The sequence below is a fragment of the Gluconobacter sp. DsW_056 genome, from assembly GCF_002153595.1.
GTDB classification, from domain to species: Bacteria; Pseudomonadota; Alphaproteobacteria; order Acetobacterales; family Acetobacteraceae; genus Gluconobacter; species Gluconobacter albidus.
In genome coordinates, this window is the sequence record NZ_JOPF01000010.1 from 87,244 (window position 1) to 111,307 (window position 24,064).

A 24,064-nucleotide genomic window follows, 5' to 3' on the forward strand; every position below is an offset into this window, starting at 1 on the left:
ATGAGTATCCTGCGCCGTGATCTGGTCAAGCTTGGGACCGGACTGACCCTTCTGGGAACAGCCTCCCGTATGGCCCATGCCCAGTCCACTGCTCCTCTGGCCACAGCTCCTCAGGCCGGCACCAAACCCGCTGGCACCCCTGCCCCGCAGGCGACGCCGTTTGATGACGGAACGGTTCGGCTTCTGGCGCAGCGCCTGTCGAAAAAGCCTTATTCCCCGCCGTCACAGACCCTCCCCAGTGCCATTGCGAACATGGATTTCGACCAGTTCCGCAGCATTGCCTTCAATCCAGACAAGGCCCTGTGGCACGGCCAGAATCTGGCGTTCGACGTGGAGTTCTTCCCGCGTGGCTTCCTCTACAAGCCGCGGATCGGCATGAACGAGGTCACCGGTGGGCAGTCCACGCCCATTCCCTACGATCCCGACCTCTTCACCTATGGGAACCCCGTTCTGCGCGTCACGGACGATCTCGGCTTCTCCGGCCTGCGTCTGCGCTACGCCATCAACACGGCGGGCATGATGGAAGAATGCGCGGTTTTCCTCGGCGCATCGTATTTCCGGGCGGTGGCCAAGGGCCAGAATTACGGTCTGTCAGCCCGCGCTTTCGCGAACGGCACCGGCAATCCCAAAGGCGAGGAATTCGCCCTGTTCCGGGAATTCTGGATCGAGAAACCGGAACCGGGCGTGGAGTCCATCGTCATTCACGCGCTGCTCGACAGTCCCTCTCTGGCAGGCGCGTTCCGCTTTACCATCCGCCCCGGCGATACGACCGTCTTCGACGTCCAATCCTCGCTGTTCCCACGGCAGGACATCACGGAGGCCGGCATCGCACCGCTGACCGGCATGTTCTATTTCGACGCGAACGAACGCAATCATGTCGATGACTGGCGCCCGGCCGCGCATGACAGCGAAGCCCTCCAGATCTGGACGGGCGCGGGTCAGCAGCTCTATCGCCCCCTCATCAACCCGACCGACCTCCAGTTCTCGGCCTTCGCGGACAGCAGCCCGCATGGTTTCGGCCTGATGCAGCGCAAGCGCTCGTTCCACGACTACGAGGATCTGGCGCTCAACTACCAGAAACGCCCTTCGCTCTGGATCGAACCGATCGGCAACTGGGGCGACGGCGCCGTCGATCTGGTGGAGATCCCCACCCCCAACGAGGTCAACGACAACATCGTCTCGTTCTGGCGCCCCAAACAGCCCATGAAGGGCGGTCAGGAATACAGCTACATCTACCGGATGTACTGGGGCTGGGACGCGCCCTGGCCAACACAGATGGCGCGCGTGGCAGCAACGCGGATCGGGAGCGTAACCGACCATCCGGACGCCCGCTTCTTCGCGATCGACTTTACGGGCGCGCCCTTCCAGAACGTCCCGCAGGGCACGAATTTCCATCTGATCTCGCAGGCCACCCCCGGCACGATCCGCAATGTGGTCGTCGAACCGAATCCGGAAATCCAGGGCTGGCGCGCGACCTTCGAATTCGTGCCGGGTGATGCGAAGACATGCGAACTTCAGGCCCAGCTCGCCAATGATCAGGGTCCGGTTTCAGAAAAATGGATGTATCGTTGGACGCCGTGACCGAATTGTCTTCTGCCCCTGCCCCGGAAGCTGCTCCGTTCCTGCCGCCTGAAGCGCCGCTGGCGATGAAGCCGCAGAACCTTCAGCAGCAGCCGGACCGTCATGGCCGCTCCTTCGATCCGCTGCCGACGACGCCATCGTTCCTGTGGGCACGCCGTCTGTTCGTCTTTGGTGGCGCAATGCTGCTGACAGGCTACGGAATTTACAGGATCAATCAGGTTTTCAACTCATTGGGCGTCTCGGCGCTCGGTGTCGTTATCCTGATCCTGTTCGCCATCCTCGCCTTCTGGATCGCCCTGTCTTTCATGTCCTGCCTCGGCGGCTTCCTCTCGCTGATCCGGCGGGGCGGTCTTGGGCTTGGCATCCACCGGACAGGACCACTGCCGGAACTGAAAAACCGTACGGCCGTCCTGATGCCGACCTACAACGAGGACCCGGCGCGCGTTCTCGCGGGTCTGCGCGCCATCCATGACAGCATTCTGGCGACGGGACAGATCGACGCTTTCGATTTCTTCATCCTGTCCGATACGACCAACCCGGACGTCTGGGTACAGGAAGAGCGCGCCTTCCTTGAATTTCGCAAAGCCACGAACGGCGAAAAGCGCGTCTTCTATCGCCGGCGTCACAAGAATACGGACCGCAAGGCCGGCAATCTGGGCGACTGGGTGACGCGGTTTGGCGCTTCCTACCAGCAGATGCTCACGCTCGATGCAGACAGCGTGATGGATGGCAGTCTGATCGTCCGGATCACCGCGGCCATGGAACAGCATGACGGCGTGGGCCTGATCCAGACGCTCCCCGTCATCGTCGGTGGCCGCACGCTTTTTGCCCGGATGCAGCAGTTTGCTGGCCGCGTCTACGGGCCTCTGATCGCGCATGGCATTGCCTGGTGGCATGGCTCGGAAGGCAATTACTGGGGCCATAACGCCGTCATCCGCACGCAGGCCTTCGCCGAACAGGCCGGACTGCCGCATCTGAAGGGCCGCCCGCCATTCGGGGGGCATATCCTGAGCCATGACTTCGTGGAAGCCGCGCTCATGCGCCGTGGCGGCTGGGCCATTCACATGGTGCCGGGACTGTTCGGCTCCTATGAAGAAAGCCCGCCATCACTCACGGACGTCGCCATCCGCGACCGCCGCTGGTGTCAGGGCAATCTGCAGCACAGCAAGATCCTCGGCACGAAGGGCATGCACTGGGTCAGCCGCGTTCACATGCTGACGGGGATCGGCTCCTACATCATGTCCCCGCTCTGGCTGCTGTTCCTGCTGTTCGGCATCCTGATTTCGCTCCAGTCCCATTTCTACCACCCCGAATATTTCGGCTCGAAACCGACGCTCTATCCGCACTGGCCGCGCGTCGATCCCGTGCAGGCCAAGCTCGTTTTCATCGGGACGATGGGCATCCTGCTGGCACCGAAGGCTCTGGCGTTCATTGCCATGATGTTCGATCGGGCGGCCCTGAAAGGTTCGGGCGGCGTCTTCCGGCTCGCGGTCTCCATCGTGCTGGAAACCCTGATCGGTGGCCTGATCGCCCCGATTGCCATGCTGATCCAGACGTCTGGCGTCATTTCGATCCTGCTGGGCCGGGACTCGGGATGGAATGCTCAGAACCGCGACGATGGCCGGGTTTCGCTGAAGGACGTCGCGCACGGCTACTGGATCTACACCGTGTTCGGCCTGCTTCTGGCCGTTGCGGCATGGTCTGTCTCGCAGGCGCTGTTCCTGTGGATGACGCCAGTGCTGCTCGGACTGGTGCTCGCCATCCCGCTGGCCGCGCTGACGGCGAGCCGGGACGTCGGGCTGGGCCTGCGTCGTGCCGGGCTTCTGTTGATTGAGGAGGAAACCGCCCCTCCGCCGATCCTTCAGCTCGCCGCCGCAAACGACGCCGCGCGTGAACGCGCAGCCCACGCCCCCGATGCGCCGCCGGAAGAAGCCTTTGCCGCCCTCCGGCAGAACGCGACCCTTCTCAACGCCCATGAAGGCGCCCTGCCCCCGCCCCGCAGCCCCGGCAGTCCGATTGACGCTCATCTGCTGGTGGGTCTGCTCAAGCTGCGGGAAGCTCCGTCGCTCCAGATCGCCTTGGAGCGCCTCTCCCGTCAGGAAAAGGCCGCAGTTCTGGGAAGCGCCGAAGGTCTGGAACTCATGGAAAAGCTCGCGGCCTGAACCCTGCAGGACGTCACAACACAAAAAACGCCCCGGCCATCACAGCCGGGGCATTTTTCATTGCAGACCTGTGGGTCGGATCAATTACTTGAAAGACTGGGCCTTCTTGACAAGGTCATTGCACGTCGTGACGCGCTTGTCCTTGGAGAGGGTGCCGATGTCAAAGACGTTGCCGTCCGTCATCTGAAGCAGGCCCTTGCCACCCAGCGAGTAAAACTCGTCACTGTGGACATCCGGACGCTTGGCGATGTTGCGGGCCGCAACAATCGGCGACGTTCCGAGCACCAGCTTATGGTGCGTACAGTAGTAGGTCAGACCGGCGACATTGCCAGCCTGTGCGCCCTCGATGGAGGGGAGACCATCAGCACCCAGAACGCCCGGCGACGCAGCGCTCAGGACATTCTTGCCGCCCGCGACGGCCTGAATATGAGCGCCAGGCAGCCGCGCCTGCGTCCCGGCGGGAATGGTCATCGCAGGGCTGCTCTGCGGAACCTGCGGCACTGTCTGGGCGACGGCTGCACCGGAAATGCTCAGGCCAGCAGCAGCAAGAACAGCAAAATACTTGCTTGAAATCATGATACTCTTCTTTCCACATCACAGGATGTCCTGTCTGCACCCCAAAAGGAGAAACAGAATTCATCCGGTCTGGAGCGTCCTGAAGAATGCTCCGTTGCCCTGAATAACACTTGAGACCAGTCGCAGTTTCTTGGGAGGGCTTCTTTTCCAGTCAAAGGCCGATTGAATGCCGGGCGTTTCTGCGTCACAGTTTGGTCATGTCACAGCGCCCCGATGCCCCTTCCGCCGCACCCGTTCCTCCCATCGCCCGTCGTGAACCCCTGAGCACCACGCAGCTTGGCCGCACGCGCACGGATTCCTATGCCTGGATGAAGGACGAGAACTGGCAGCAGGTCCTGCGGGACCCGTCCGTTCTGCGCGAAGATATCGCCACGCATCTGAAGGCGGAGAACGCCTATGCGGAAGCCGTTCTGTCCGGGATGGAGCCGCTGCGCGAGACGCTGCTTCAGGAAATGATCGGCCGTATTCCACCCGCGGAATCCTCGGTCCCGGTTCCTGACGGCCCGTGGGAATATTCCGTCCGTTTCGAAGACGGTGCCCAGCATCCGCTGCGGGTGCGTTCCCCACGCGGCGGCGGCGCGGAACAGGTTCTGCTCGATGCCGATGCGCTGGCCAAACAGCATGACTATTACGCGCTCTCACAGACGGACCATTCCCCCGATCACCGCTATTTCGTCTATGCAGAGGACATTCAGGGCTCCGAGGTCTATCGCATTCAGGTCGAAGATCTGGAAACAGGCACGCTCTGCGCCGAACCCGTCCCCAGCACCACGGGCAGCTTCGCCATTTCTCCGGACAGCCAGTGGCTGTTCTGGATTTACCGCGACGACAATGGCCGTCCCTCAAAAATCTATCGCCGCCCGCTGACGGGAGGCGAGGATGTTCTGGTGTTCGACGAAACCGATCCGGGGTTCTTCCTGAGCATCGGCGTCAGCGCTTCCCGCCAATGGATCGTTATCGAACGCGGCGACCACGATACGAACGAAACGCTGCTCATCCAGGCCTCCAGCCCGACGGCGCTGCCCGTCGTGGCAGCGCCGCTGGTGCGGGGCGAGCGCTATTCCCTGACGCACTGGAACGACCGCTTCATCATCCTGACCAACGCCGGTGGCGCCGTGGACTTCCAGTTCATGCAGACGCCCGACACGGCCACGAGACGCGAGAACTGGACGCCCTTCGTGCCCTACAGTGAGGGCCACTATCTGCTGGGCGCCAGTGCCTCACGCGGGCATCTCGCCTGGGCCGAACGGCGGGACGGGAACATCCATATTCTCGTGGTGCCCGAAGGCACGCAGGGCGATGTCCGGGCGCAGGCGAAAGCCATCGGGATGGACGAAGCGGCCTATGACCTAACGATGCTGGGCACACTGGAATATGACGCTCCGATCCTGCGCTACATCTACCAGTCCCCCACCAATCCGGCGCACTGGTACGATTACGACATGGCAAGCGGGGAGCGCCTCCTGCGCAAAATCCGCGAGGTCCCGTCCGGCCATGATGCAAGCCGCTACGAAACGCGCCGCCTGTTCGCAACATCGCCAGACGGCGCGCAGGTTCCCGTCACGGTGCTGATGCGCAAAGGTCAGGTTCTGGACGGCTCAGCCCCCCTGCTTCTGTATGGATACGGCTCCTACGGCATTGCCATGGACGCGGATTTTTCCACAACCGTGTTCAGTCTGGTGGACAGGGGCTGGATTCACGCCATCGCCCATGTCCGTGGTGGCTCCGAAAAGGGCTGGAACTGGTTCCTTGACGGTCGCGGGACGAAGAAGCCCAACACCTTCATCGACTTCATTGCCTGCGCCCGACATCTCGTCTCGGAAGGCTACGGCTCAGCCGGACGCATCGTCGCGCAGGGCGGCTCGGCCGGTGGTCTGCTGATGGGAGCGATCACGAACATGGCGCCCGAGCTTTTCGCAGGCATTGCCGCGCAGGTGCCGTTCGTCGACATGCTCAACACCATGTCCGACGTCTCCCTGCCGCTCACGCCGCCGGAATGGCCGGAATGGGGCAACCCGCTGGAAGACCCGGACGCGTATGACCTGATCGCCAGCTATTCGCCCTATGACAACATCGCCGCCAAAACCTACCCGCCGGTTCTGGCAATGGGTGGTCTGTCCGATCCGCGCGTGACCTACTGGGAACCCGCGAAATGGATTGCGAAACTGCGCGAAGTCACGTCCGGCGGCCCGTTCCTGTGCCGCATCAACATGGAAGCCGGCCACGGCGGCTCATCCGGCCGTTTTAAACGTCTGGAAGAAGTCGCCCTCGTTCAGGCCTTCGCCATCTGGGCCATCGACCGGCCCTGAAAAGACCAGACGAATAAAAGTTTTTGGGTTCCGCCTTTTTATAAAAAGGCGGAGAACGCCGAAGCTTTTTGAAAAAAGCTTCACCAAAAACTTTTATTCCAAAATCCTTATCTGTGGCCGAACAGATGCCGGATATCGTCACCGAAATGCTGGAAGGCGGCGTGGGTGGAGCGGTGACGGCGGTTGCCCTCTTCCGACACGACGGTCACGGTCGCCGTCATGCCGGCGGCCAGCGTCAGGTCATCCGGGATTTTGTCGATCTTCACGCGCACCGGAATACGCTGTGCCAGACGCACCCAGGTATAGACCGGGTCCACTTCCGGCAGGCCCTGCTTGTTCACCTGCGCGTTATTGCTGGCGATACCGCGCGTGATGCTTTCGACATGCCCGAACAGCGGATCGTGATACCCCATCAGATCCATGCGAACGAGATCGCCCTCATCAAGATCATGGACCTTGGTTTCCTCGAAATAACCGTCCACCCAGTAGGAGCTGGTGTCGATGATGTGGATGTTGACCACACCGGCGGTAGCGAAATCGCCGGGCCGCATGATGAGATTGGTCACGATGCCGTCGATGGAACTGCGGACCTGCGTTCGCTCAAGGTTGATTTCGGCCTGATGCTCCGCGGCTTCGGCTGCGGCGTACTGGGCCTGCATCTGCTGCGAAAGCGCTTCGTACTGCCGTTTTTCCTCGACTGAAACGGCAGTGCCGGGAATGGCCTTGCGCCACTGGGACTGCACGAGGCGGAATTCCAGATCGGCTTTGCGCTCGGCCACATGGGCCTTGGCCGTCTCCAGCGCCACCTTGAAATCGAACGGGTCGATGACGTAGAGCACCTCCCCCTTGTGGACAAACTGGTTGTCCTTCACCAGAACCTCGATGATCTGTCCCGAAACGCGCGGCGCGATATTGGCGACCTGCGCGCGCACCTGTCCGTTCCGCGTCCAGGGCGAGGCGGTGTAGTAATCCCACAGAATGACGACCACAAGCGCCGCCACTGCAAGGATGCAGAGCGTGATGGTCAGGCGGATCAGGCGATGGGCACTGGAAAGCACGGGACGGTCACCTTGGGTTCGGTTCGGGACAGGAAAAGGTCAGAGGATCAGGGTGTAAAGGCCGATCAGACAGATCAGGATGCCGAACTGGGCCAGAGGCGGATCCCAGACGAAACGCCACAGATCGAACCAGGCCAGAATCCAGCGCAGAACGGCCAGTGTCAGCAGGGCCAGCGCCAGGTTGATGACGAAAGCCGACACCAGCACGCCATCAAGGTCCACGACCTGTGTCGTCACCATCGCTTGCGTCCTATTCCATAGTGATGCACGGCCGAGCGGTTCAGACGCACCATTGTCCGCACCGATTCCAGACCGCCGATACAGTTAATGATCATGGACTGCTCCTCGCGGATGCCGTCTGAAAGCCGCTCGTAAAACATGGCCTGAAGCTCGGGAATTTCAGCTTCCAGAAGACCGAGCCTGTCATGCGCCAGCAGACGCCGCACATGGCGGACCATGGGCTTGAGGCCGGGAAGATGCGCGGCGTCATCCAGATAATGCCGGACGCGGGCAATGGTGCTGGAAAAATCCTCCAGCGCGACGAAACGGTTGAAAACCCGCCGGGAGCGCAGCCCCGGATCCTTCAACCGGTCCGTCCACATCAGGAACTGGCTCAGGCGTTCGTATTTCCGGCTCAGAAGCGGCGGCCCCATCCGCTCGCCATGCCCGGCAAGCTGCAGTTCCAGATCATGGGCAATGGAGACCGCCAGCCGGAACCGGTGCCGCCGCGCGGTCGGTGGCCAGAGCAGCACCAGCAATACGAAAGAAAGCACGGCCGCCATCGCATAGAATGTATTGCGCGTGATGAAGGCCAGCGGATCGTAGTTGTGATGGTTACCGAGCGCGATGAACACCAGAAAGAACACGCCATAGTTAAAGCCGATGGCATTGGTCTTCGGGTTCATCAGCAGCAGGCAGGAAATCACGGTCTGCGGCAGCAACACCAGCGCAAGGCTCAGCATGCTGCCCACATGCGGCAGGATCATGAAATCCAGCCACGCCGCCACGAGAATACCGGCGGGCATCCCGATGATGGCGCCCTTGCCGAACTCCGCGGTGTCGATCGCGGTGGAGGCCAGCGTCAGAACCAGCGCCGTCTGGGACAGGGATGTCACGGAGGCCGGAATGCTGGAGGCCAGACACAAAGCCGCCGCAACGCTGAAGCCCAGCAGCACGCGCATGGCGTTGATGAAGGCCGTCACGTAATCCGGATTGCTCGCAAGCTGCGCCAGTTTGAGCGCATCGCCCGCCGGGGTGGCGCGCAGGAGCGTGTTCATGCCGGTACGGATATGCAGCCGGTTGCTGAGAAGCGTCGAACACCGCTCCAGAAACCACGCCTCCCGTGCCGAGGGGACGAAATCCGGGTCTTCCGCACGGATTTTATCCAGAATCGTGTCCATCGTCTCAAGACGGGTCGTGCCGTCCTCGGAGCGCTCGTGCCAGGCCCGGACATGACGGATCAGGAGATCGGAAATGCCGCCGGTCTCCAGCAGCCACGCAATCGCACGGCTCGTGGTCAGAACCGTGAGCATGCCGATGATGCCCAGCCGTGCGCCCGCCATCCGCAGACGCCCACGCTCAACTTCCGTTCTGGCATAGGAAATCTGGGTCATGAGCGCGAGAATTTCGCCGCTCAGCCCGATCATCTGCTCAGGCGTCGCGATCGGATCGCCCATGATGGCGGATTTGCCGGTCTGCCGCACGCGATGCGACAGCGTCTCCATGGCCTTCGAAAGCCTGCGCCAGGCTTCGGGGGACCCGGAGAGAATGTTTACGACCGCAATGGACGCAACGCCGATGGCGATATCAGACGCACGCGCGATGCTGACAGGATAGATGTTCTGCGGATCATCCATGGTCGGGAGCGCCACCAGTGCGACGGTATATCCCGCCAGCAGCGCGCCGTAGGAGCGGAAATCGCGCTCAAGCGATCCCACAAACGCACAGGCCGCAATCCACAGGGCCGCGCCGCCGAGAAACAGGGCGCGCTCCTGATTGAACATCGCAACGAGAATGATAGAAACACCGACACCAAGCACGGTCCCGGCCAGACGGTAAAACGCCTTGGACAGCGCCTGTCCCCGCAGAGGCTGCGCGAGGATCATGACCGTCACACCCGCACTGGCGGGTGAATCAAGCTGGGACCAGAAGGCCGTTCCCAGCGCCAGCACAAGTGCAGACCATGTTCTGAGACTGAACTGGACCCATCCGGGACGGAAGACTGACTGTAGTGCAGCGGTCAAGAGCGATGCTCCCCACCCGACACAGACTTCATCAGAAACAGTCCCACGGCCCTCGTTACCAGAATCAGACTTCCGACCTTAAGAGCAGCGGACTGGAAAAGTTAGTCCTCGAATCTTCTGGACATGTTTTGACAGACGGCCCCGATCCCTCTGCCAGAGCGCGCCACTCAGTCTTCTTCGGCGGGCAGGGCGTTGCAGGCCGCTATCAGCTTGGGGTCAGGATGTGTGGTGGCCTTGCGGCAGTAGGTCCGCGCATCGGCACCACACATATTCGTGACATCCTCCATTTCAGAGGACAGGACATCGCGCGCAACGCCGATATCCTGATTGTGTTCGGGATCAATGCCCTCTTCCTTGCCCAAGGCCGTCTGGGCCTGATGCATTTCCTTGAGCGCGTTGATGCAGGAGTCGCCCGCGGCATCCGGATTGGTCTGGAGAACCCGGAGGATCTTGTTGATGGCGAAACCCTGCTGGTTGATCGTCGGATCGTCGTCGTTGGTCTTGGCCTCTCCGTCATCCGCTCTTGCGGCCACGGGCGCGGCAAGGGCGACGGCGAGAGGAAGAAGAGCCAGCAGCAGGGCCGGGCGGGAATGGCGCTTGATCATGAAACTGACGTTAGGAGAAAATCCCGGCCGGACAAAGACCCTGAACGACGCTGTTGCAGGTTGTTGCAAATCGGCAGCATCAAGGAATTCCGCCACACGGATGGCTTGTCAGCTTGACTCTACAGGGCGGGATGGGTAATCGGAGCCATTCTTTCGCGGGCGTTCCGGCCCGCTGTCCGGTCCGCAAGGGCCTTACCCGTCGAGAGCCTGCAACCATGAAGATCCGCAACAGCCTGAAGTCCGCCAAGGTCCGCGACAAGGACTGCCGCGTTGTCCGCCGCCGCGGCCGCGTTTACATCATCAACAAGAAGAACCCGCGCATGAAGGCTCGCCAGGGCTGAACCCCTTGGTCTGCCGGATGACGGACGGGCGGCGCTGGCTGATGGCTGGCGCCGTTCTGCTTTGTAGCCCGGCCCTTACTTTTCTGCCAGTTCACGCCGCACCCGCCGCAAATCCTGCCGCGCCCGGCCCCGCAGCGTCTCCGGCTGCCAAACCACCCACCTCCTCTCCCCGCCCGCCACGCAAGACGCTCCATGACCGCCTCATGGATGCGGAAAAAGCGCTTGCCATGGCCGGGAACGAAAAACAGGCTGGCGAAATTTCCGAACGTGCGGAAGGCCTCCGCAGCCGTGCCCTAACCGGCAGCGTGCAGATGCTCATCAGCGATTCGCATGATGCGTTGGGAAAACACGATTTCCAGCAGGCACAGGACGATCTGACTGCGGCCATCACCATCCAGCCCGACCAGCCCATCCTCTACCGTCAGCGTGCGGCCATCCGGCTGGCAGCAGGGGACAATAACGGCGCGATCACCGATCTGGGCGTCGTTCTTCAGGCCGACCCCGGCGACCCCACCGCATGGGGCATGCTCGCGGAAGCCGAACATGACCGGCACGAGCCCGAAGCCGCCCTGAGGGCGTTCCACCAGATGCTGCTTCTGAACCCGAAATCCCCCGATTCCGACACGCAGCTCAAAACACTGGAAAAGGCCCGCGACGGCCAGCAGGACTGACGTCTCTGCGCCATGGCTTGCACGTGCTGCTCTGGCAACCCCTTGTAATGTCGCGTGTTGATCCCCTGATTCCATTTTTCAGGAGATCCCCCATGACCAAGTCATCCCCCGCCCCCGAAACCGTCATCGCAGACGTCAGCTCCAAAAAGGGCTGCTGCTCCAAGATGAAGACCTGCTGTCAGAAGGCCACGCGCGCTCGTGAAATCGGCCTCGCCGGCATGACCGCCATGGCGACGTTCGGACCCAAGCGTTTCCGCCCGTATTTCCAGCAGATCCTGGCCGTCATCGCGGTCGTCACCGCTTCGGTCGAGTTCTTCCGCAAGCGCAAGGGCTGATTTTTCCAGCCTTAAAGGAAGGAAATAGGGTCGATATCAATATCGACCCTGGCTCCGCCCGTGGGTTTGATATCCCCCAGCCACTGACGCAGGATCGGCTGTACGGCAATGCCCCGCATCGTCCTTAACAACAGCCTGCGCCGGTGTCGTCCACGCAGGACAGCGAGTGGGGCCGGCGCTGGTCCCAGAACCTGCACCCCTTCCCGCTCCGGCGCGGAGAGCGCAATTTCCCGCGCCAGCGCGTCCGCCGCCTCCGCACTCGGCGCGCTCACGATCAGCGCGGCCAGCCGTCCGTAGGGCGGCCAGAACGAGGGCCGTCTCTGCTCGGCTTCCTGCTCCATGAAGGTCTGGAAATCGTTGGAGACCAACGCCGTCATGACCGGATGTTCGCCCACATAGCTCTGAAGCAGCACGCGCCCGCGATGCTCCGCACGGCCCGCACGGCCCGCAACCTGATGCAGAAGCTGCACCGTCCGCTCGGCTGCCCGCAGATCCCCGCCTCCAAGCCCCAGATCCGCATCCACGACGCCCACGAGTGTCAGTTTCGGGAAATGCCAGCCCTTGGCCACGATCTGCGTGCCGATGATGAGATTGACCTCACCGTCCGAAATCTTCCGCACGGCCTCCGCCGTGGCTGCCGGAGAACCAAGCGTATCGGACGACATCACCAGCAGTTTCGCTTCCGGAAACCGCAGTTTCGCCTCTTCCGTAATGCGCTCGATTCCCGGCCCGATGGGCACGAGCGAATTCTCGGCATGACATTCCGGGCAATCCTTCGGAATCCGCTCGTTATACCCGCAGTGATGGCAGGTCAGGATGCCCCTCGCCCGATGCTCCACCAGCCAGGCCGAACAGTTCGGACACTGCATCCGGTGCCCGCAGGCCCGGCACAGCGTCAGAGGCGCATAACCGCGCCGGTTGAGGAACAGCATGGCCTGCTCCTCTTTCTCCAGCGTCTCATCAATGGCGGTGCAGAGTTTGGGCGACAGAAACAGGCCGCGTTCCGGCGGGTCGGCCCGCATATCCACCAGTGAAACATCCGGCAGGGTCGCCCCACCATGCCGTGCGGTCAGAAGTTCGTGCCGGTAGCGTCCGCTCTCCACATTCGCAAGCGTTTCGAGCGATGGCGTGGCGGAGACGAGAATGGCCGGTGCATCCGCCAGACGGGCGCGAACAACCGCCATGTCCCGCCCATGATACATGACGCCCTCTTCCTGTTTGAAAGCGCTTTCATGCTCCTCGTCCACCACGACGAGGCCCAGATCGGCAAATGGCAGGAACAGCGCCGAGCGGGCCCCCACCACAACACGGGCACTGCCTTCCGCCACGGCGCGCCAGGTCTCGCGCCGCCGTTTGGCCCCGAGATCGGAATGCCAGACAGCAGGTTCAGCCCCGAAACGCCGGATAAAACGGTCCGTCCACTGGGCGGAAAGCGCGATTTCCGGCAGGAGGACCAGCACCTGCTTTCCCTTGGCCAGACAGGCGGCCACGGCCTCGAAATAAACCTCCGTCTTGCCCGATCCGGTCACCCCCTCCAGCAGCGTAACCTGAAACCGCCCGGCCTCGACGGGGCCGCACAATTCCTGCGCGACCTCAGCCTGTTCTTCGGAGAGTTTCGGCGCCCCATGCGCTGGGTCCGGCAGACCGAACGGAGCAGCCGGAGCAATGACGGCCTCCCGCAGCAGGCCGGCCGTAGCGAGACCGCGAATGACGGCCGCACTCGCCCCGCTGCGATCCCCCAGTTCGGCAGTGCTCAGGGGTGTGGAAGACGCAAAATTCAGCACGGACCGGCGCGCGGGCGTAATGCGCAGATCGCCTTCCGGCGCTTCCGTCCGCACCCAGCCCAGAGTGGGTTTGGGTGCATCTTTCAGATGAATGCGCGTCGCCATCGCCAGAACCAGCCCCGGCGGCGTGAGCGTATAGGCTGCCACCCAGTCGACAAAACGGCGCAGGCTCTGCGGGAGCGGGCGCACATCCAGCTTCCCGACAACGGGACGCAGACGTTCGAGCGGAAGTTCACGCCCGACCGGCAATGCGAAATCGGCAGGCAGCGTGCGATCGGTTTCCCACACGCAACCCACGGTTTCACGACGCCCCAGCGGGACCGTCACGAGGTCTCCCGGCTCAAGCGGCAGGGAAGCCAGATAGTCGAGCGGCCCCGGAAACGGCAGCGGCACGAGCACCGAAACGCGCGTTCCGGTGGAAGGTGGCTTTCGCCGGGGATCAGGCTTGGATAGGCTGCTGGATGCCATGACCGTGTCTAACCTCCCCTGCTGCGAAATGCCATGACCGCATCCCTGATGGCGCTCGATGCCCTGCGCGACTGGACCGAATGGCTGACGCATGAAAAGCGCTCCAGCCCGCGCACGGTCGAGGCGTATCGCCACGACATCCTGCTGGCGCTGACGTTTTTCCAGCAGCATCTGGGCGGGGAAGTCACGCTGGCCGATCTGGGAAAGCTGTCCCTTGCCGACCTGCGCGCCTGGCTCGCCCATGAAACAGCCCGCAGCGAAAAGCCAACCCGTCGCGCCACCAGTGCCGACTCGCGCGCACGCTCCCGGGCACGGCATGTCTCGGCCCTGCGCTCGTTCTTCCGCTATCTGGCCCTGCGGCATGATCTGTCCAATCCCGCACCGTCATTGCTCGCCACGCCGCGCATGAAAAAGCGCCTGCCCCGCCCTCTGGGGCAGGAAGCGGCCCTTGCCGCGGCCGATGGCATTTCCGATGACGCCGAAACCAGTCAGGCCGCCCTGCGGGACCGGGCACTGTTCACCCTGCTTTACGGCACAGGACTGCGGATTGGCGAGGCGCTCTCGCTCGACATCCGGGACCTGACGAATGCAGGGCAGAACATGCTTCGCGTGGTTGGCAAAGGTGGCAAGGAACGGCTCGTACCCCTGCTTCCGGCGGTTATCGAGGCGCTGGAAAGCTGGAAAGCGGCCCATCCTTCCCCCGCGCCCGATGCGCCCCTGTTCTGCGGCGTGCGAGGTGGCCGCCTCAATCCCGGCGTCGCCCAGCGCGCCATGCGAAACTGGCGCAAAGGCGAAGGCCTGCCCGATTCCGCAACGCCCCATGCGCTGCGCCATTCCTTCGCAACGCATCTGATGGAAGGCGGGGCAGACCTGCGCACCATTCAGGAACTCATGGGCCACGCCAGCCTCTCAACCACACAGGCCTATACGCTGGCCGACGAAAAACACCTGCTGGATGTCTGGCGCAAGGCCCATCCCCGCGCGGATCAGGGCTGATGAAACGCCTCCTGTCCGCCGTTCTGATTCTGGGCCTTTGCACGGCGACCGCTTCTGCGGTCCCGGTCTGCGAGATGAGCCGCGCCGTCGTGCTGCCACTGCGCGATGATGGCGGCTATCTGAGCGTCCCGGTGACGGTGAACAGCCACAATGCCTCGATGATCGTCGATACGGGATCCGAAGGCAGCCTCATGACGCCGGGCGGCGTCGCGGCCTTTCACCTGCCGCCCGACCCCGAACACCGCACCATGATGCAGGGCCCGAACGGCGCCCCGCGCGTCGTGCCGAACATTCGGATACAGGACCTCCGGCTCGGCACGCCTCATTCGGGAGAACTCGCGCTTGGGGCCGGAACGATGGCCGTCGGCATTCTGCCAGGTTCCCCCATGATCACGCCCCCCGTTTTCGGGCTGCTCGGTGCGGATGTGCTGGCGGATTACGATCTGGAATTCGACGTCCCCCACCAGCGCCTGATATTATGGCGCGTCCGCCTGGCCTCCCACGCATGCCAGCCTCCGCCCGCATGGACCGGCCACTGGACGACGATGCCCATGCACCGGATCTCAGGCCGCCTGACAGTGCCTTTCACGCTGGACGGGCTGAGCGGTACGGCCCTTCTGGACAGTGGCGCGCGCTCGCATATCGTCAGCACGGATTTCGCCCACCGCCTCGGCCTGACAGACGACCAGCTTGCCCTCGATCCGGGCGGCATGACCTCGGGCGTGGATCTGCGCGAACGTCCGTATCACTGGCACCATTTCAAACGCTTTGAACTCGGAAACACCCTCTGGAACCACCCCGTCCTGACCGTCGCGCCGGTCCACGATCAGGCCGACATGCTACTGGGCTCGGACTGGTTCGCCCACCACGAAATCTGGCTGTCCTACGCCAGCGGGCAGCTTTTCTTTCGATAAAACACAGGGGACTAGGCGATTTTGTCCGGATATTCGCGAATGCTGCGCTCAACATACGTCACAACAGCGAGCCAGAAAGCGCGGGCCGTCGGATAATCCCCCGGTTCTTCCTCACGCCGGAAATCATATAAAATCGCGGCCTCGGTCCAGCGCTCCAGCGTGACATCATCCCATGTCAGCCAGATCCGGGCATTATCAACAAGGATTTTTCTGTCGGGTCGGTAATGGCTGCAAAATGAGGCGAGGCATTCGACAAGATTATCGCCTTCGATATCCCAGTCCTGACCTAATATACCAACTCCAAGAGCCCATATACCCCGATAAATATCGTACGCTTTATCTTTGATGTCTTCTTGTGCGAGGAAGGCGCCTGATCCAGCCGTTGTCATGCTGCTTTTCAAAGTAAGGGCAGAGCAAAACAGGCCAATAAATTTGAATATTGTGAAAACTGGCTCAGAAAAAAGCCCCTTCCCGAAGGAAGGAGCCTTTTCGAAAAAACGGGATTTATTCACCCTTGAGGCGGGAATTGCACTGCGACCAGTAGCCGCCGCCCTTCTGGATCCACTTCAGGGAACCGTTGCCGCCATTTGCCTTGTTGGCGTTGTACTGGGCAACGCAGGTCTTCTGGCGCGCACGGCCGGCGGAAAGCTTGCTGAATTCCGGGGAAATAGCGGTGGGGAACACGACATTGCCCGATGACGCCGTAGACGTCTTGGGGGCGATCGGGGCTTTCGTACCGGCCGGAGACGAGTCTGCAGGCGCAGCGCTTGCCGGCGCAGCCGGAGCCGTCGTTGTGGGGGCAGCAGCCGTAGGCGTGGTGGCCGATGAAGCAGCCGGGGCGGCGGCCTTGGCCGTATCGCCACAGGAAGCGGCCTTGAACGCCTTGTAGGACTGCCCGTTCAGGGAGCCGTTCTGCTTGGCCGTCTTGAACGCGGCGTGGCATTCCTTGGCAGTCAGGGCATGGGCAGGCGCAACGCTCAGACCAGCGGCCAGCAGGGCTGCGAGGGAGAGGCCGGAAAAGGCTTTTGTAAACGTCATGCAGAAAGAACCTTCATTCTGAAATCGGCGGGAGATGACAGCCCCCCGCAGCTTGAACGCCCGACAAGCGCGATCAGTTGATGCGCTCACCGTGCAGAACCATGTCGAGACCTTCACGTTCCTCGTCCGGCGACACCCGCAGGCCCATCGCCAGATCCAGAACCTTCAGGATCACAGTCGTCATGATAACACACCAGACAACCGTCACACCGACAGCCTCGACCTGCGCGATGACCTGATGAACACTGGCAACCGTTCCTTCCGGATTGGAGGCCGTGGCCGAGAGCGGACCATAGGCGAACGCGCCGGTCAGAATGGCGCCGATGATGCCGCCCGTTCCATGAACGCCGAACGCATCGAGGCTGTCATCGTAGCCGAAACGATGCTTGAGCCATGTGGCGCTCCAGAAGCATCCCGCCCCGGCGATCAGGCCGATGACAACCGCGCTTCCCGGCAGCACGAACCCCGCCGCAGGGGTGATGGCGACCAGACCGGCCACCGCGCCCGAAATGATGCCCAGAGCCGTCGGCTTGCCGGTGCGGGCCCATTCCACGACCATCCAGGCCACACCGCCCGCAGCGGCGGCGACCTGCGTCGTCAGCATCGCCATGCCCGCGCGACCATTGGCGCCCAGAGCAGACCCGGCATTGAAGCCGAACCAGCCCACCCAGAGCAGGGACGCGCCGATAATGGCGTAGGTCAGGTTAAAGGGAGAAAAGTCTTCATGGCCCAGCCCCTTGCGACGGCCGAGAATGATGGCACAGACCAGACCGGCCACACCGGAATTGATGTGCACGACCGTCCCGCCCGCAAAATCCACCGCGCCAAGCCCGGCGACCCATCCCGTCGGGCTCCAGACCCAGTGCGCGACCGGGGCATAGACCAGCAGAAGCCAGGCAATACTGAACAGACACATCGCGGAGAACTTCATGCGATCCGCATAGGCGCCTGTGATGAGGGCCGGGGTGATGACGGCGAACGTCATCTGGAACATCATGAAGACGCTCTCGGGGATCGTCATCGTCACGGCGGCAGGGGTTCCGGCGCCGAGCGTGAAGGCGGAATCGACGCCAGCACGGAAATTGTCCGCCACACCATGCAGCATGACGCGCGACAGATCCCCGATCCACGGCGAACCGGTTGAGAACGCAAGGCTGTAACCTGCGACCATCCAGACGAGGCTGGCAATGCAGCAGATCATGAAGGACTGGATCAGCGTCGCCAGCACGTTCTTCTTGCGGACCATGCCGCCATAGAAAAGCGCAAGACCGGGAATGGTCATCATCAGCACGAAAGCCGTGCTGACGAGCATCCAGGCCGTATCGCCCGTATCAATCGGCGCGCGCATCAGAGCGCGCCCTCGCCGGTTTCTCCCGTGCGGATACGGATGAGCTGGTCGAGGCTGGAGACCATGATCTTGCCGTCACCGATCTTGCCGGTGCGGGCTGCGGTCATGATGGCCTCGATCACGTCCTCGACGATCGCGTTGGAAACGGCGACCTCGATCTTGAGCTTGGGCAGGAAGCTGACGTGATACTCGGCGCCACGATAGATTTCGGTCTGGCCTTTCTGGCGACCGAAACCCTTGACTTCGGTAACTGTCAGACCCTGAACTCCCAGCGGGGTCAGGGCTTCGCGGACGTCATCAAGCTTGAAGGGTTTGATGATGGCAGTAACGAGCTTCACGAACGGCATATCCTCGTTGCGATCGGGTAATCTTTGTCAGAGTATGCCCCAGATCATGCCAGTCTCATAATGATATTGGCAGCCCGATCATGCCGTTTCCGGTGAAATTCCCATGAATGAGAGACGCTGTTGCCCAAATACTCCGCCTCAGGGGCGTCCGGGCGTTGCAGCAGGAGGGGATGCCGGCATATCCGGGCCGCGATAGGGGCCATCCTGCGGCCGGTTAACGGGCGGGGCGACCAGAGCATCCGGCCATGCGTTCTGCTCGGGCGCGCCGGGGACGATGGCCGTGCGGCCACGCGGCAGACATTCCGGCATTTCAAGACGCAGCCGGCGCAGCATGCGCTCGCGGATGTCGCAGGCCAGATCCCACATGGAATTCGCATCAGGCGCACCGGCAATCAGACGGATGGACATGACCTGCGCGTTGCTGTCCGCGATCTGACAGCCGATGGAGGTCTTGTCCTGATCCCAGTCCGGGCACTTGGCCAGTTCCTCGAAATACATCTCCCGCAGGCGGTCTACCGGCGTCTGGTAATCCAGCCACAGGAACAGCGAGGCAATCAGGGACGGTGAGCTGTGCGTCCAGTTCTGGAACGGATTCTCCAGGAAGTACGAGATCGGCACGATATACCGGCGGCGATCCCAGGTCCGCAGAACAACATAGGTGGCGTTGATTTCCTCAACCCACGCCCAGTCCCCGTTCAGGATCAGCATGTCCTCCATCCGGATAGGCTGCGTGACGGCAATCTGGATGCCCGCGATCAGGTTCGTCAGCGCCGGACGGGCCGACAGACCGACGATCAGGGATGCCGCACCAGCAGACGCAAACAGCGACACACCGAATTTCTGGACCGAGTGAAACACCATCAGCGAGGACGCAACCGTCAGCACACCGAACGAGATCTCGATCAGACGGCGCAGGACGCGGATCTGCGTCTGATGGGAGCGGACGGTGATGTCATCCGCATGGTCCCTCGCACTGATCCGCGTCAGGTACTGATCCGTCAGCAGGCGGAACGTCCGGATGATGCCAAAGCCAAGATTGAGAATGAAAAGGCAAATGAAGACCTGTTCCAGAAACGACGTCGTCGCATCCGTAAAGCCGACCGTGGCCTGAAGGGCCGCACTGGCGGCAATGATCATCAGGAAATTGCGGATGGGCGCCCGCAGCCGCGCGATAATGGCATGAATGAACTGGATACGGCGCAGCCCCGGCAGACGCGGGAGAGCATCCGTAATGATACGGCTGGACAGAAGCGCAATACCCGCTGCGAACACCAGAACCAGAATCGAACCCAGCGGAGACGGAAGCCAGTCCAGCAGATGTCCGAGCCGCCTGATGGACCTGACGTAAGAGTTTTCAATCATGCGTTCTGCGGTTCCTTATCTTCTTGCTGTCTTGGAGCGGCTTTCCGCAAGACAACATCATCGGCCGCAGATCGTTCCCGAATCGCGTACCTAGAGTGAAATCATCAGGGGCCGTACCTGTCGAATTCCCTTCCATGAAAGCACAGAAACGTCCCTCAGAGGACCGCGACGCCTATTTTTCACGTAAAGAACACAGTTTGACTATGGCCCACAGATCCGTTTTCAGTTCGTCTTTAACGCTATAGTTAAGCAATTCAGGAAGGCCCGCATGGGGTACATTCTCGAGATTACGCGAAAACCCCTGTGGTCCGGCAGACCCGGACGCCCCCTGCTGCCGGAAGAGTGGTTCGACGTTATCCAGCAAGCATGACGAACGCCACTTCGCCGCCCGCCACCAGGACGGAAAAAGCGTGATGCCATTTAATCTGACGCCCGAAGTGGTGCGCGAAGATCAGGCCTTTCTCATCCAGTACTGCCGGGAACACCCCGAGTGCAGCTTCCATCAGGCTGCCCTCACGCTGCTTCAGATGCGTCTCGCCCGCTGCCCTTCATAAGGAAAGCGCCCCCTTCCGCTCGATCCATCGCAGGAGTAGGACAGGGGCAGGGAGATGAGTACGATGAAAAAAACCCATTACGACCTCTGCATCAACGGCGCCGGCCCTGTGGGCGCTACGCTGGCGTGTCGTCTGGCGGCAGAGGGCGTGCGCGTCCTGCTCATCGACCGCAACGCCCTGCCCGGCATGGAAGACCCCGCTCTGGACGGGCGGGCCTATGCCATCGCGGAAGGCTCCCGCAGGATGCTCGCGGACGCAGGCATCTGGGACAATCTGCCCAACGTGGCGCAGCCGATCCACGAAATCCGTGTGGCGGACGGACGCCCGCATGAGGCCCCCTCCCCGCTGACACTGCATTTCGGCCCGGAAGACGCCCCCGAAGGCCAGAGCTTCGGCTGGATGGTCGAGGCACGGGACCTCCGTCTGGCGATCAACCAGACGCTGAAGCAGTATGACAGCCTAGATGTACATGCGCCGGATCTGGGAAATTTCACGTTCCACCCCGATCATGTCTCCATCCGTCTGGCTTCAGGCAAAACCGTAACGGCGAAACTGGCCGTAGCAGCGGAAGGACGTCGTTCCCCGCTTCGCCGTCAGGCGCGGATCGGCCTGACGAAAATCCCTTATAATGAATACGGCATCGTCGCGACAATCGCGCATGAAAAGCCGCATCATGGCGTGGCGCTTGAACATTTCCTGCCGGAAGGTCCGTTCGCACGCCTGCCGATGCCCGGCACCGCTGAACACCCGCACCGCTCCGCCATCGTCTGGGCCGAAGGCGAAGGCCGCGCTCAGCGCTTCCATGACCTGCCGGACGAGATTTTCGCCCGTGAAATCAAGGCCCGTATGGCGGACGAAGATCTGGGGGAGATTACCCCGACCGGTCGTCGCTGGATCTATCCGCTCTCGGCACAGTACGCCCACAGCTATATCGGCCCCCGCCTTGCTCTGGCCGGTGACGCCGCACACGGCATCCATCCGATCGCAGGGCAAGGCCTGAACATCGGCTTCCGGGACGTGATCTCGCTCGCGGAGCTGCTGATCGAGGCGCATCGCAATCGCAAGGACATGGGAAGCCGCGACCTTCTCGTCCGCTATCAGCGCAACACCCGCCCCGGCAACATGGCAATGCTGGCCGCCACGGACGCACTCGAACGCCTGTTCGGCAACGACAACCCCGTCCTGCGCCGTCTGCGCGATATGGGCATCGCGGGCGTCCAGCGCTTCCCCGCCCTGCGCCGGGCCTTTGTCAGAAAGGCCATGGGCGTATGACGCAGGCCGCTACAGAAACCCCACCCGAGAGAACATCGGACCTCACGGCCTTCTGGCAGGATATGCAGTCCCAGGCGTGCAGTTGCCACGATCCGCTGATCCAGGATGTGTTTTCCACCAATATCGGAGACCATCCGGATTTTGCGTCCGCCCTGGCCTCCCTGCTGGGCACGAAACTTGCGGACCGCTCCATCCCGGCCACGACGATCACCCGTCTCGTCGCCTCGATCCTGAGCGCCGATCCCGACATCGCCGAAGCAGCGGCAGCCGATATTCTCGCGACCTATGACCGCGATCCGGCCTGCCCGGACCTCGTCACGCCCTTCCTGTTCTTCAAGGGATGGCAGGCGCTTCAGGCCTACAGGATCTCGCATCATCTCTGGACGAAGGGCCGCCAGCATCTGGCCCATCATTTCCAGAGCCGGATCAACGAGCTCTTTGCCATCGACATTCACCCCGCGGCCCGTCTCGGGCGCCGGCTGAGCATCGACCACGGAACGGGGATCGTCATCGGCGAGACCTGCATCGTCGAAGACGATGTGTCGCTGTTTCAGGATGTCACACTGGGCGGCACGGGCAAGTTGAGCGGCAACCGTCACCCCATCGTGCGTCGCGGCGCCATGATCGGCGCGGGCGCACGCATTCTCGGGCGCCTCGTCATCGGGGAATATGCCCGGATCGGCGCGGCCTCGGTCGTGCTGGAAGACATCCCGGCCTATTCCACGGCAGTCGGCAACCCGGCGCGGATCGTGAGTACCACCCCCCGGCCCGCCTGAAAGCCGGGCTTAAAGAAAAATCAGGGTCCGGAGCCTGCGCCCCGGACCCTGATGTCTTTTACTTGTTCGAGAACTTGAACGTCGTCGTGTAATCGAACGTCTGGCCCGGCTTGAGTTCAGTCGTCGGGAAAGACGGGTGGTTCGGACTGTCGGGATAATGCTCGGCCTCGAACGCAATCGCGTCGCCCTGACGATAGGCATGACCGGACACCCCGGCATAACCGCCATCCAGCGAGTTGGACGTATAGACCTGCAGCCCCGGCTGGTTCGTCAGGATTTCCATGCTGCGGCCCGAACGCGGATCATAGACCTTGCCCGCCAGACGCGGCGCCTGGCCAGATGGCCCGTTGACGACCCAGTTCATGTCATAGCCACGCGCATACATCATCTGCTGGTCGTTGCTGCGCAGACGGTCGCCAATGACGGTCGGCTTGCTGAAATCAAGCGGCGTCCCGGCAACAGGCGCGATCTGGCCGGTCGGGATGGATGTCGCGTCGGTCGGCGTGAAGCCATCGGCGTTAATCTGAAGGATTTCCGGCTCGATGGAGCCCGAGCCCTCACCGTTCAGATTCCAGTAGCTGTGGTTCGTCAGGTTCAGAACCGTCGGTGCATCGGTCGTGGCGACATAATGCAGCGACAGGGCGTTGTCAGTGCCCAGCGTGTAGGTCACATGCGTCGTCAGCGTACCGGGGAAGCCCTGATCGCCATCGGGGCTGACGAGCTTGAGCGTCACATACGCGCCACTGGAGTTGGTGCCGGTCTTCTCGATCGTCCAGACGTTCTTGTCGAAGCCCTTCTTGCCACCGTGCAGGGCATTCGGAGGCGCCGTCACATCCGTATGATAGATCTTGCCGTCCACGGGAAAGCTGCCGCCAGCGAGACGGTTGGCGTAACGACCGATGATGGCGCCGAAGAACAGACCACCCTTCGCGCTGTCGACCGTATAGCCCTTCAGATTGTCGAACCCGAGAACCACGTCCTGAACATGCCCTTCGCGATCCGGCGTCTCGACGGACTGAATGATGCCGCCGTAGGTGATGATGCGGGCCGTCGTGCCGAGACCGTTCTTGAGGGTCACGATCCGCACGGGCTTGCCATCCGGCGTGCTGCCCCAGGGCTGATTGGCCACGGTGGGGTGCGCCTGCGCCACACCGGCACTCAGGGCCAGAGCCCCGACAGTCGCGAGAAACGCACCCTTCGAACCGAAGAATCTGGACATTGAAAACCTCCCGGGTGTTGAGTTGAGGCCACACTGATCCCAAAAATCCCGAAGGGTCAAAGCCCTGAAAGCAGCCGCGAAGCATCTGGATCGTTAAAGCATCTG

The 24,064-nt window shown here is 62.2% G+C and carries 23 protein-coding genes; 11 read left to right on the forward strand and 12 right to left on the reverse strand.

What is annotated here, in order from left to right; genetic code table 11:
- On the forward strand, positions 1-1,581 hold the full coding sequence (locus tag HK22_RS10070; RefSeq protein ID WP_062108052.1) for a glucan biosynthesis protein: 1,581 nt from the start codon (positions 1-3) through the stop codon (positions 1,579-1,581).
- Entirely contained in the window at positions 1,557-3,743 is a 2,187-nt protein-coding gene (mdoH, locus tag HK22_RS10075) for a glucans biosynthesis glucosyltransferase MdoH (RefSeq protein WP_086649177.1), read from the forward strand. Before HK22_RS10070 ends, mdoH begins: the two co-directional genes overlap by 25 nt.
- A gap of 84 nt (positions 3,744-3,827) precedes the next feature.
- On the opposite strand, the gene HK22_RS10080 is transcribed toward mdoH, so the two are convergent.
- Positions 3,828-4,319: a DUF2501 domain-containing protein gene (locus HK22_RS10080; RefSeq protein WP_086649178.1), complete on the reverse strand. Its 492-nt coding sequence runs from the start codon at positions 4,317-4,319 to the stop codon at positions 3,828-3,830.
- A gap of 197 nt (positions 4,320-4,516) precedes the next feature.
- Here HK22_RS10080 and HK22_RS10085 point away from each other — a divergent pair, with 197 nt between their 5' ends.
- The gene (locus tag HK22_RS10085; RefSeq protein WP_086649179.1) at positions 4,517-6,628 is read left to right on the forward strand and encodes a S9 family peptidase; all 2,112 of its coding nucleotides are present in this window, start codon (positions 4,517-4,519) and stop codon (positions 6,626-6,628) included.
- A 107-nt stretch (positions 6,629-6,735) separates the two neighbouring features.
- On the opposite strand, the gene HK22_RS10090 is transcribed toward HK22_RS10085, so the two are convergent.
- From HK22_RS10090 to HK22_RS10105, 4 genes are all read right to left on the reverse strand, one after another.
- Positions 6,736-7,686, reverse strand: coding sequence for an HlyD family secretion protein (locus HK22_RS10090; protein ID WP_062027419.1), 951 nt, complete (start codon positions 7,684-7,686; stop codon positions 6,736-6,738).
- Between the two features lie 39 nt (positions 7,687-7,725).
- Entirely contained in the window at positions 7,726-7,926 is a 201-nt protein-coding gene (locus HK22_RS10095; protein ID WP_062027417.1) for a DUF1656 domain-containing protein, read from the reverse strand.
- On the reverse strand, positions 7,920-9,929 hold the full coding sequence (locus tag HK22_RS10100) for an FUSC family protein (RefSeq protein ID WP_062108044.1): 2,010 nt from the start codon (positions 9,927-9,929) through the stop codon (positions 7,920-7,922). The genes HK22_RS10095 and HK22_RS10100 overlap by 7 nt, the downstream gene beginning before the upstream one ends.
- A gap of 167 nt (positions 9,930-10,096) precedes the next feature.
- The gene (locus HK22_RS10105) at positions 10,097-10,534 is read right to left on the reverse strand and encodes a hypothetical protein (protein WP_086649180.1); all 438 of its coding nucleotides are present in this window, start codon (positions 10,532-10,534) and stop codon (positions 10,097-10,099) included.
- Between the two features lie 215 nt (positions 10,535-10,749).
- On the opposite strand from HK22_RS10105, the gene ykgO reads away from it, so the two are divergent.
- The 3 genes from ykgO (at position 10,750) to HK22_RS10120 (ending at position 11,881) form a co-directional block, all read left to right on the forward strand.
- A complete protein-coding gene (gene ykgO / locus HK22_RS10110; protein WP_007281615.1) occupies positions 10,750-10,875 on the forward strand; it encodes a type B 50S ribosomal protein L36 in 126 nt (41 codons plus the stop codon).
- A gap of 17 nt (positions 10,876-10,892) precedes the next feature.
- Complete coding sequence (locus HK22_RS10115) at positions 10,893-11,546, forward strand: tetratricopeptide repeat protein (protein ID WP_233142562.1); 654 nt, start codon at positions 10,893-10,895, stop codon at positions 11,544-11,546.
- A 92-nt stretch (positions 11,547-11,638) separates the two neighbouring features.
- Positions 11,639-11,881, forward strand: coding sequence for a hypothetical protein (locus tag HK22_RS10120; RefSeq protein ID WP_086649182.1), 243 nt, complete (start codon positions 11,639-11,641; stop codon positions 11,879-11,881).
- 11 nt (positions 11,882-11,892) lie between these two features.
- Here HK22_RS10120 and HK22_RS10125 read toward each other — a convergent pair whose 3' ends face one another.
- Positions 11,893-14,133, reverse strand: coding sequence for a primosomal protein N' (locus HK22_RS10125; RefSeq protein WP_086649335.1), 2,241 nt, complete (start codon positions 14,131-14,133; stop codon positions 11,893-11,895).
- Between the two features lie 45 nt (positions 14,134-14,178).
- Between HK22_RS10125 and HK22_RS10130 the strand changes: the two genes are divergently transcribed.
- Together HK22_RS10130 and HK22_RS10135 are read left to right on the forward strand one after the other, a co-directional pair.
- Positions 14,179-15,129 (forward strand): tyrosine recombinase XerC, encoded by a 951-nt coding sequence (locus tag HK22_RS10130; RefSeq protein WP_062030069.1) that lies wholly within the window; start codon positions 14,179-14,181, stop codon positions 15,127-15,129.
- Positions 15,129-16,043, forward strand: a complete 915-nt coding sequence (locus HK22_RS10135; RefSeq protein WP_086649183.1) for a retroviral-like aspartic protease family protein — start codon at positions 15,129-15,131, stop codon at positions 16,041-16,043. Before HK22_RS10130 ends, HK22_RS10135 begins: the two co-directional genes overlap by 1 nt.
- A gap of 11 nt (positions 16,044-16,054) precedes the next feature.
- Here HK22_RS10135 and HK22_RS10140 read toward each other — a convergent pair whose 3' ends face one another.
- The 5 genes from HK22_RS10140 to HK22_RS10160 all read right to left on the reverse strand — a co-directional run bounded on the left by HK22_RS10140 (position 16,055) and on the right by HK22_RS10160 (position 20,138).
- The gene (locus tag HK22_RS10140) at positions 16,055-16,432 is read right to left on the reverse strand and encodes a hypothetical protein (protein ID WP_077803423.1); all 378 of its coding nucleotides are present in this window, start codon (positions 16,430-16,432) and stop codon (positions 16,055-16,057) included.
- A gap of 115 nt (positions 16,433-16,547) precedes the next feature.
- The gene (locus HK22_RS10145; RefSeq protein WP_062030041.1) at positions 16,548-17,081 is read right to left on the reverse strand and encodes a hypothetical protein; all 534 of its coding nucleotides are present in this window, start codon (positions 17,079-17,081) and stop codon (positions 16,548-16,550) included.
- A 73-nt stretch (positions 17,082-17,154) separates the two neighbouring features.
- Positions 17,155-18,429: an ammonium transporter gene (locus HK22_RS10150; protein WP_062030039.1), complete on the reverse strand. Its 1,275-nt coding sequence runs from the start codon at positions 18,427-18,429 to the stop codon at positions 17,155-17,157.
- Positions 18,429-18,767, reverse strand: coding sequence for a P-II family nitrogen regulator (locus HK22_RS10155; RefSeq protein ID WP_174694216.1), 339 nt, complete (start codon positions 18,765-18,767; stop codon positions 18,429-18,431). Before HK22_RS10155 ends, HK22_RS10150 begins: the two co-directional genes overlap by 1 nt.
- A gap of 147 nt (positions 18,768-18,914) precedes the next feature.
- A complete protein-coding gene (locus HK22_RS10160) occupies positions 18,915-20,138 on the reverse strand; it encodes a mechanosensitive ion channel family protein (protein ID WP_086649184.1) in 1,224 nt (407 codons plus the stop codon).
- A gap of 413 nt (positions 20,139-20,551) precedes the next feature.
- Between HK22_RS10160 and HK22_RS15105 the strand changes: the two genes are divergently transcribed.
- Genes HK22_RS15105 through cysE form a run of 3 tightly spaced genes read left to right on the forward strand, consistent with a single transcriptional unit; the run spans position 20,552 to position 22,740 of the window.
- Positions 20,552-20,692: a hypothetical protein gene (locus tag HK22_RS15105; protein ID WP_158093556.1), complete on the forward strand. Its 141-nt coding sequence runs from the start codon at positions 20,552-20,554 to the stop codon at positions 20,690-20,692.
- A 54-nt stretch (positions 20,693-20,746) separates the two neighbouring features.
- Positions 20,747-21,964, forward strand: a complete 1,218-nt coding sequence (locus HK22_RS10165) for a UbiH/UbiF/VisC/COQ6 family ubiquinone biosynthesis hydroxylase (RefSeq protein WP_086649185.1) — start codon at positions 20,747-20,749, stop codon at positions 21,962-21,964.
- A complete protein-coding gene (gene cysE, locus HK22_RS10170) occupies positions 21,961-22,740 on the forward strand; it encodes a serine O-acetyltransferase (protein WP_086649186.1) in 780 nt (259 codons plus the stop codon). The genes HK22_RS10165 and cysE overlap by 4 nt, the downstream gene beginning before the upstream one ends.
- A gap of 58 nt (positions 22,741-22,798) precedes the next feature.
- Here the strand turns inward: cysE and HK22_RS10175 are convergent, their stop codons facing one another.
- Positions 22,799-23,959, reverse strand: a complete 1,161-nt coding sequence (locus HK22_RS10175) for an aldose epimerase family protein (protein ID WP_062108025.1) — start codon at positions 23,957-23,959, stop codon at positions 22,799-22,801.
- Between the last annotated feature and the right edge of the window lie 105 nt (positions 23,960-24,064).

Coding starts and splice junctions, on each gene's coding strand:
- HK22_RS10160 (WP_086649184.1), bottom strand. CDS start 20,138: ATGATTGAAAACTCTTACGTCAGGTCCATCAGGCGGCTCGGACATCTG.
- HK22_RS10150 (WP_062030039.1), bottom strand. CDS start 18,429: ATGCGCGCGCCGATTGATACGGGCGATACGGCCTGGATGCTCGTCAGC.
- HK22_RS10125 (WP_086649335.1), bottom strand. CDS start 14,133: ATGGCATCCAGCAGCCTATCCAAGCCTGATCCCCGGCGAAAGCCACCT.
- HK22_RS10165 (WP_086649185.1), top strand. CDS start 20,747: ATGAGTACGATGAAAAAAACCCATTACGACCTCTGCATCAACGGCGCC.
- HK22_RS10085 (WP_086649179.1), top strand. CDS start 4,517: ATGTCACAGCGCCCCGATGCCCCTTCCGCCGCACCCGTTCCTCCCATC.
- HK22_RS10080 (WP_086649178.1), bottom strand. CDS start 4,319: ATGATTTCAAGCAAGTATTTTGCTGTTCTTGCTGCTGCTGGCCTGAGC.
- HK22_RS10105 (WP_086649180.1), bottom strand. CDS start 10,534: ATGATCAAGCGCCATTCCCGCCCGGCCCTGCTGCTGGCTCTTCTTCCT.
- HK22_RS10145 (WP_062030041.1), bottom strand. CDS start 17,081: ATGACGTTTACAAAAGCCTTTTCCGGCCTCTCCCTCGCAGCCCTGCTG.
- HK22_RS10070 (WP_062108052.1), top strand. CDS start 1: ATGAGTATCCTGCGCCGTGATCTGGTCAAGCTTGGGACCGGACTGACC.
- HK22_RS10140 (WP_077803423.1), bottom strand. CDS start 16,432: ATGACAACGGCTGGATCAGGCGCCTTCCTCGCACAAGAAGACATCAAA.
- HK22_RS10095 (WP_062027417.1), bottom strand. CDS start 7,926: ATGGTGACGACACAGGTCGTGGACCTTGATGGCGTGCTGGTGTCGGCT.
- HK22_RS10175 (WP_062108025.1), bottom strand. CDS start 23,959: ATGTCCAGATTCTTCGGTTCGAAGGGTGCGTTTCTCGCGACTGTCGGG.
- HK22_RS15105 (WP_158093556.1), top strand. CDS start 20,552: ATGCCATTTAATCTGACGCCCGAAGTGGTGCGCGAAGATCAGGCCTTT.
- HK22_RS10135 (WP_086649183.1), top strand. CDS start 15,129: ATGAAACGCCTCCTGTCCGCCGTTCTGATTCTGGGCCTTTGCACGGCG.
- mdoH (WP_086649177.1), top strand. CDS start 1,557: ATGGATGTATCGTTGGACGCCGTGACCGAATTGTCTTCTGCCCCTGCC.
- HK22_RS10120 (WP_086649182.1), top strand. CDS start 11,639: ATGACCAAGTCATCCCCCGCCCCCGAAACCGTCATCGCAGACGTCAGC.
- ykgO (WP_007281615.1), top strand. CDS start 10,750: ATGAAGATCCGCAACAGCCTGAAGTCCGCCAAGGTCCGCGACAAGGAC.
- HK22_RS10115 (WP_233142562.1), top strand. CDS start 10,893: ATGACGGACGGGCGGCGCTGGCTGATGGCTGGCGCCGTTCTGCTTTGT.
- cysE (WP_086649186.1), top strand. CDS start 21,961: ATGACGCAGGCCGCTACAGAAACCCCACCCGAGAGAACATCGGACCTC.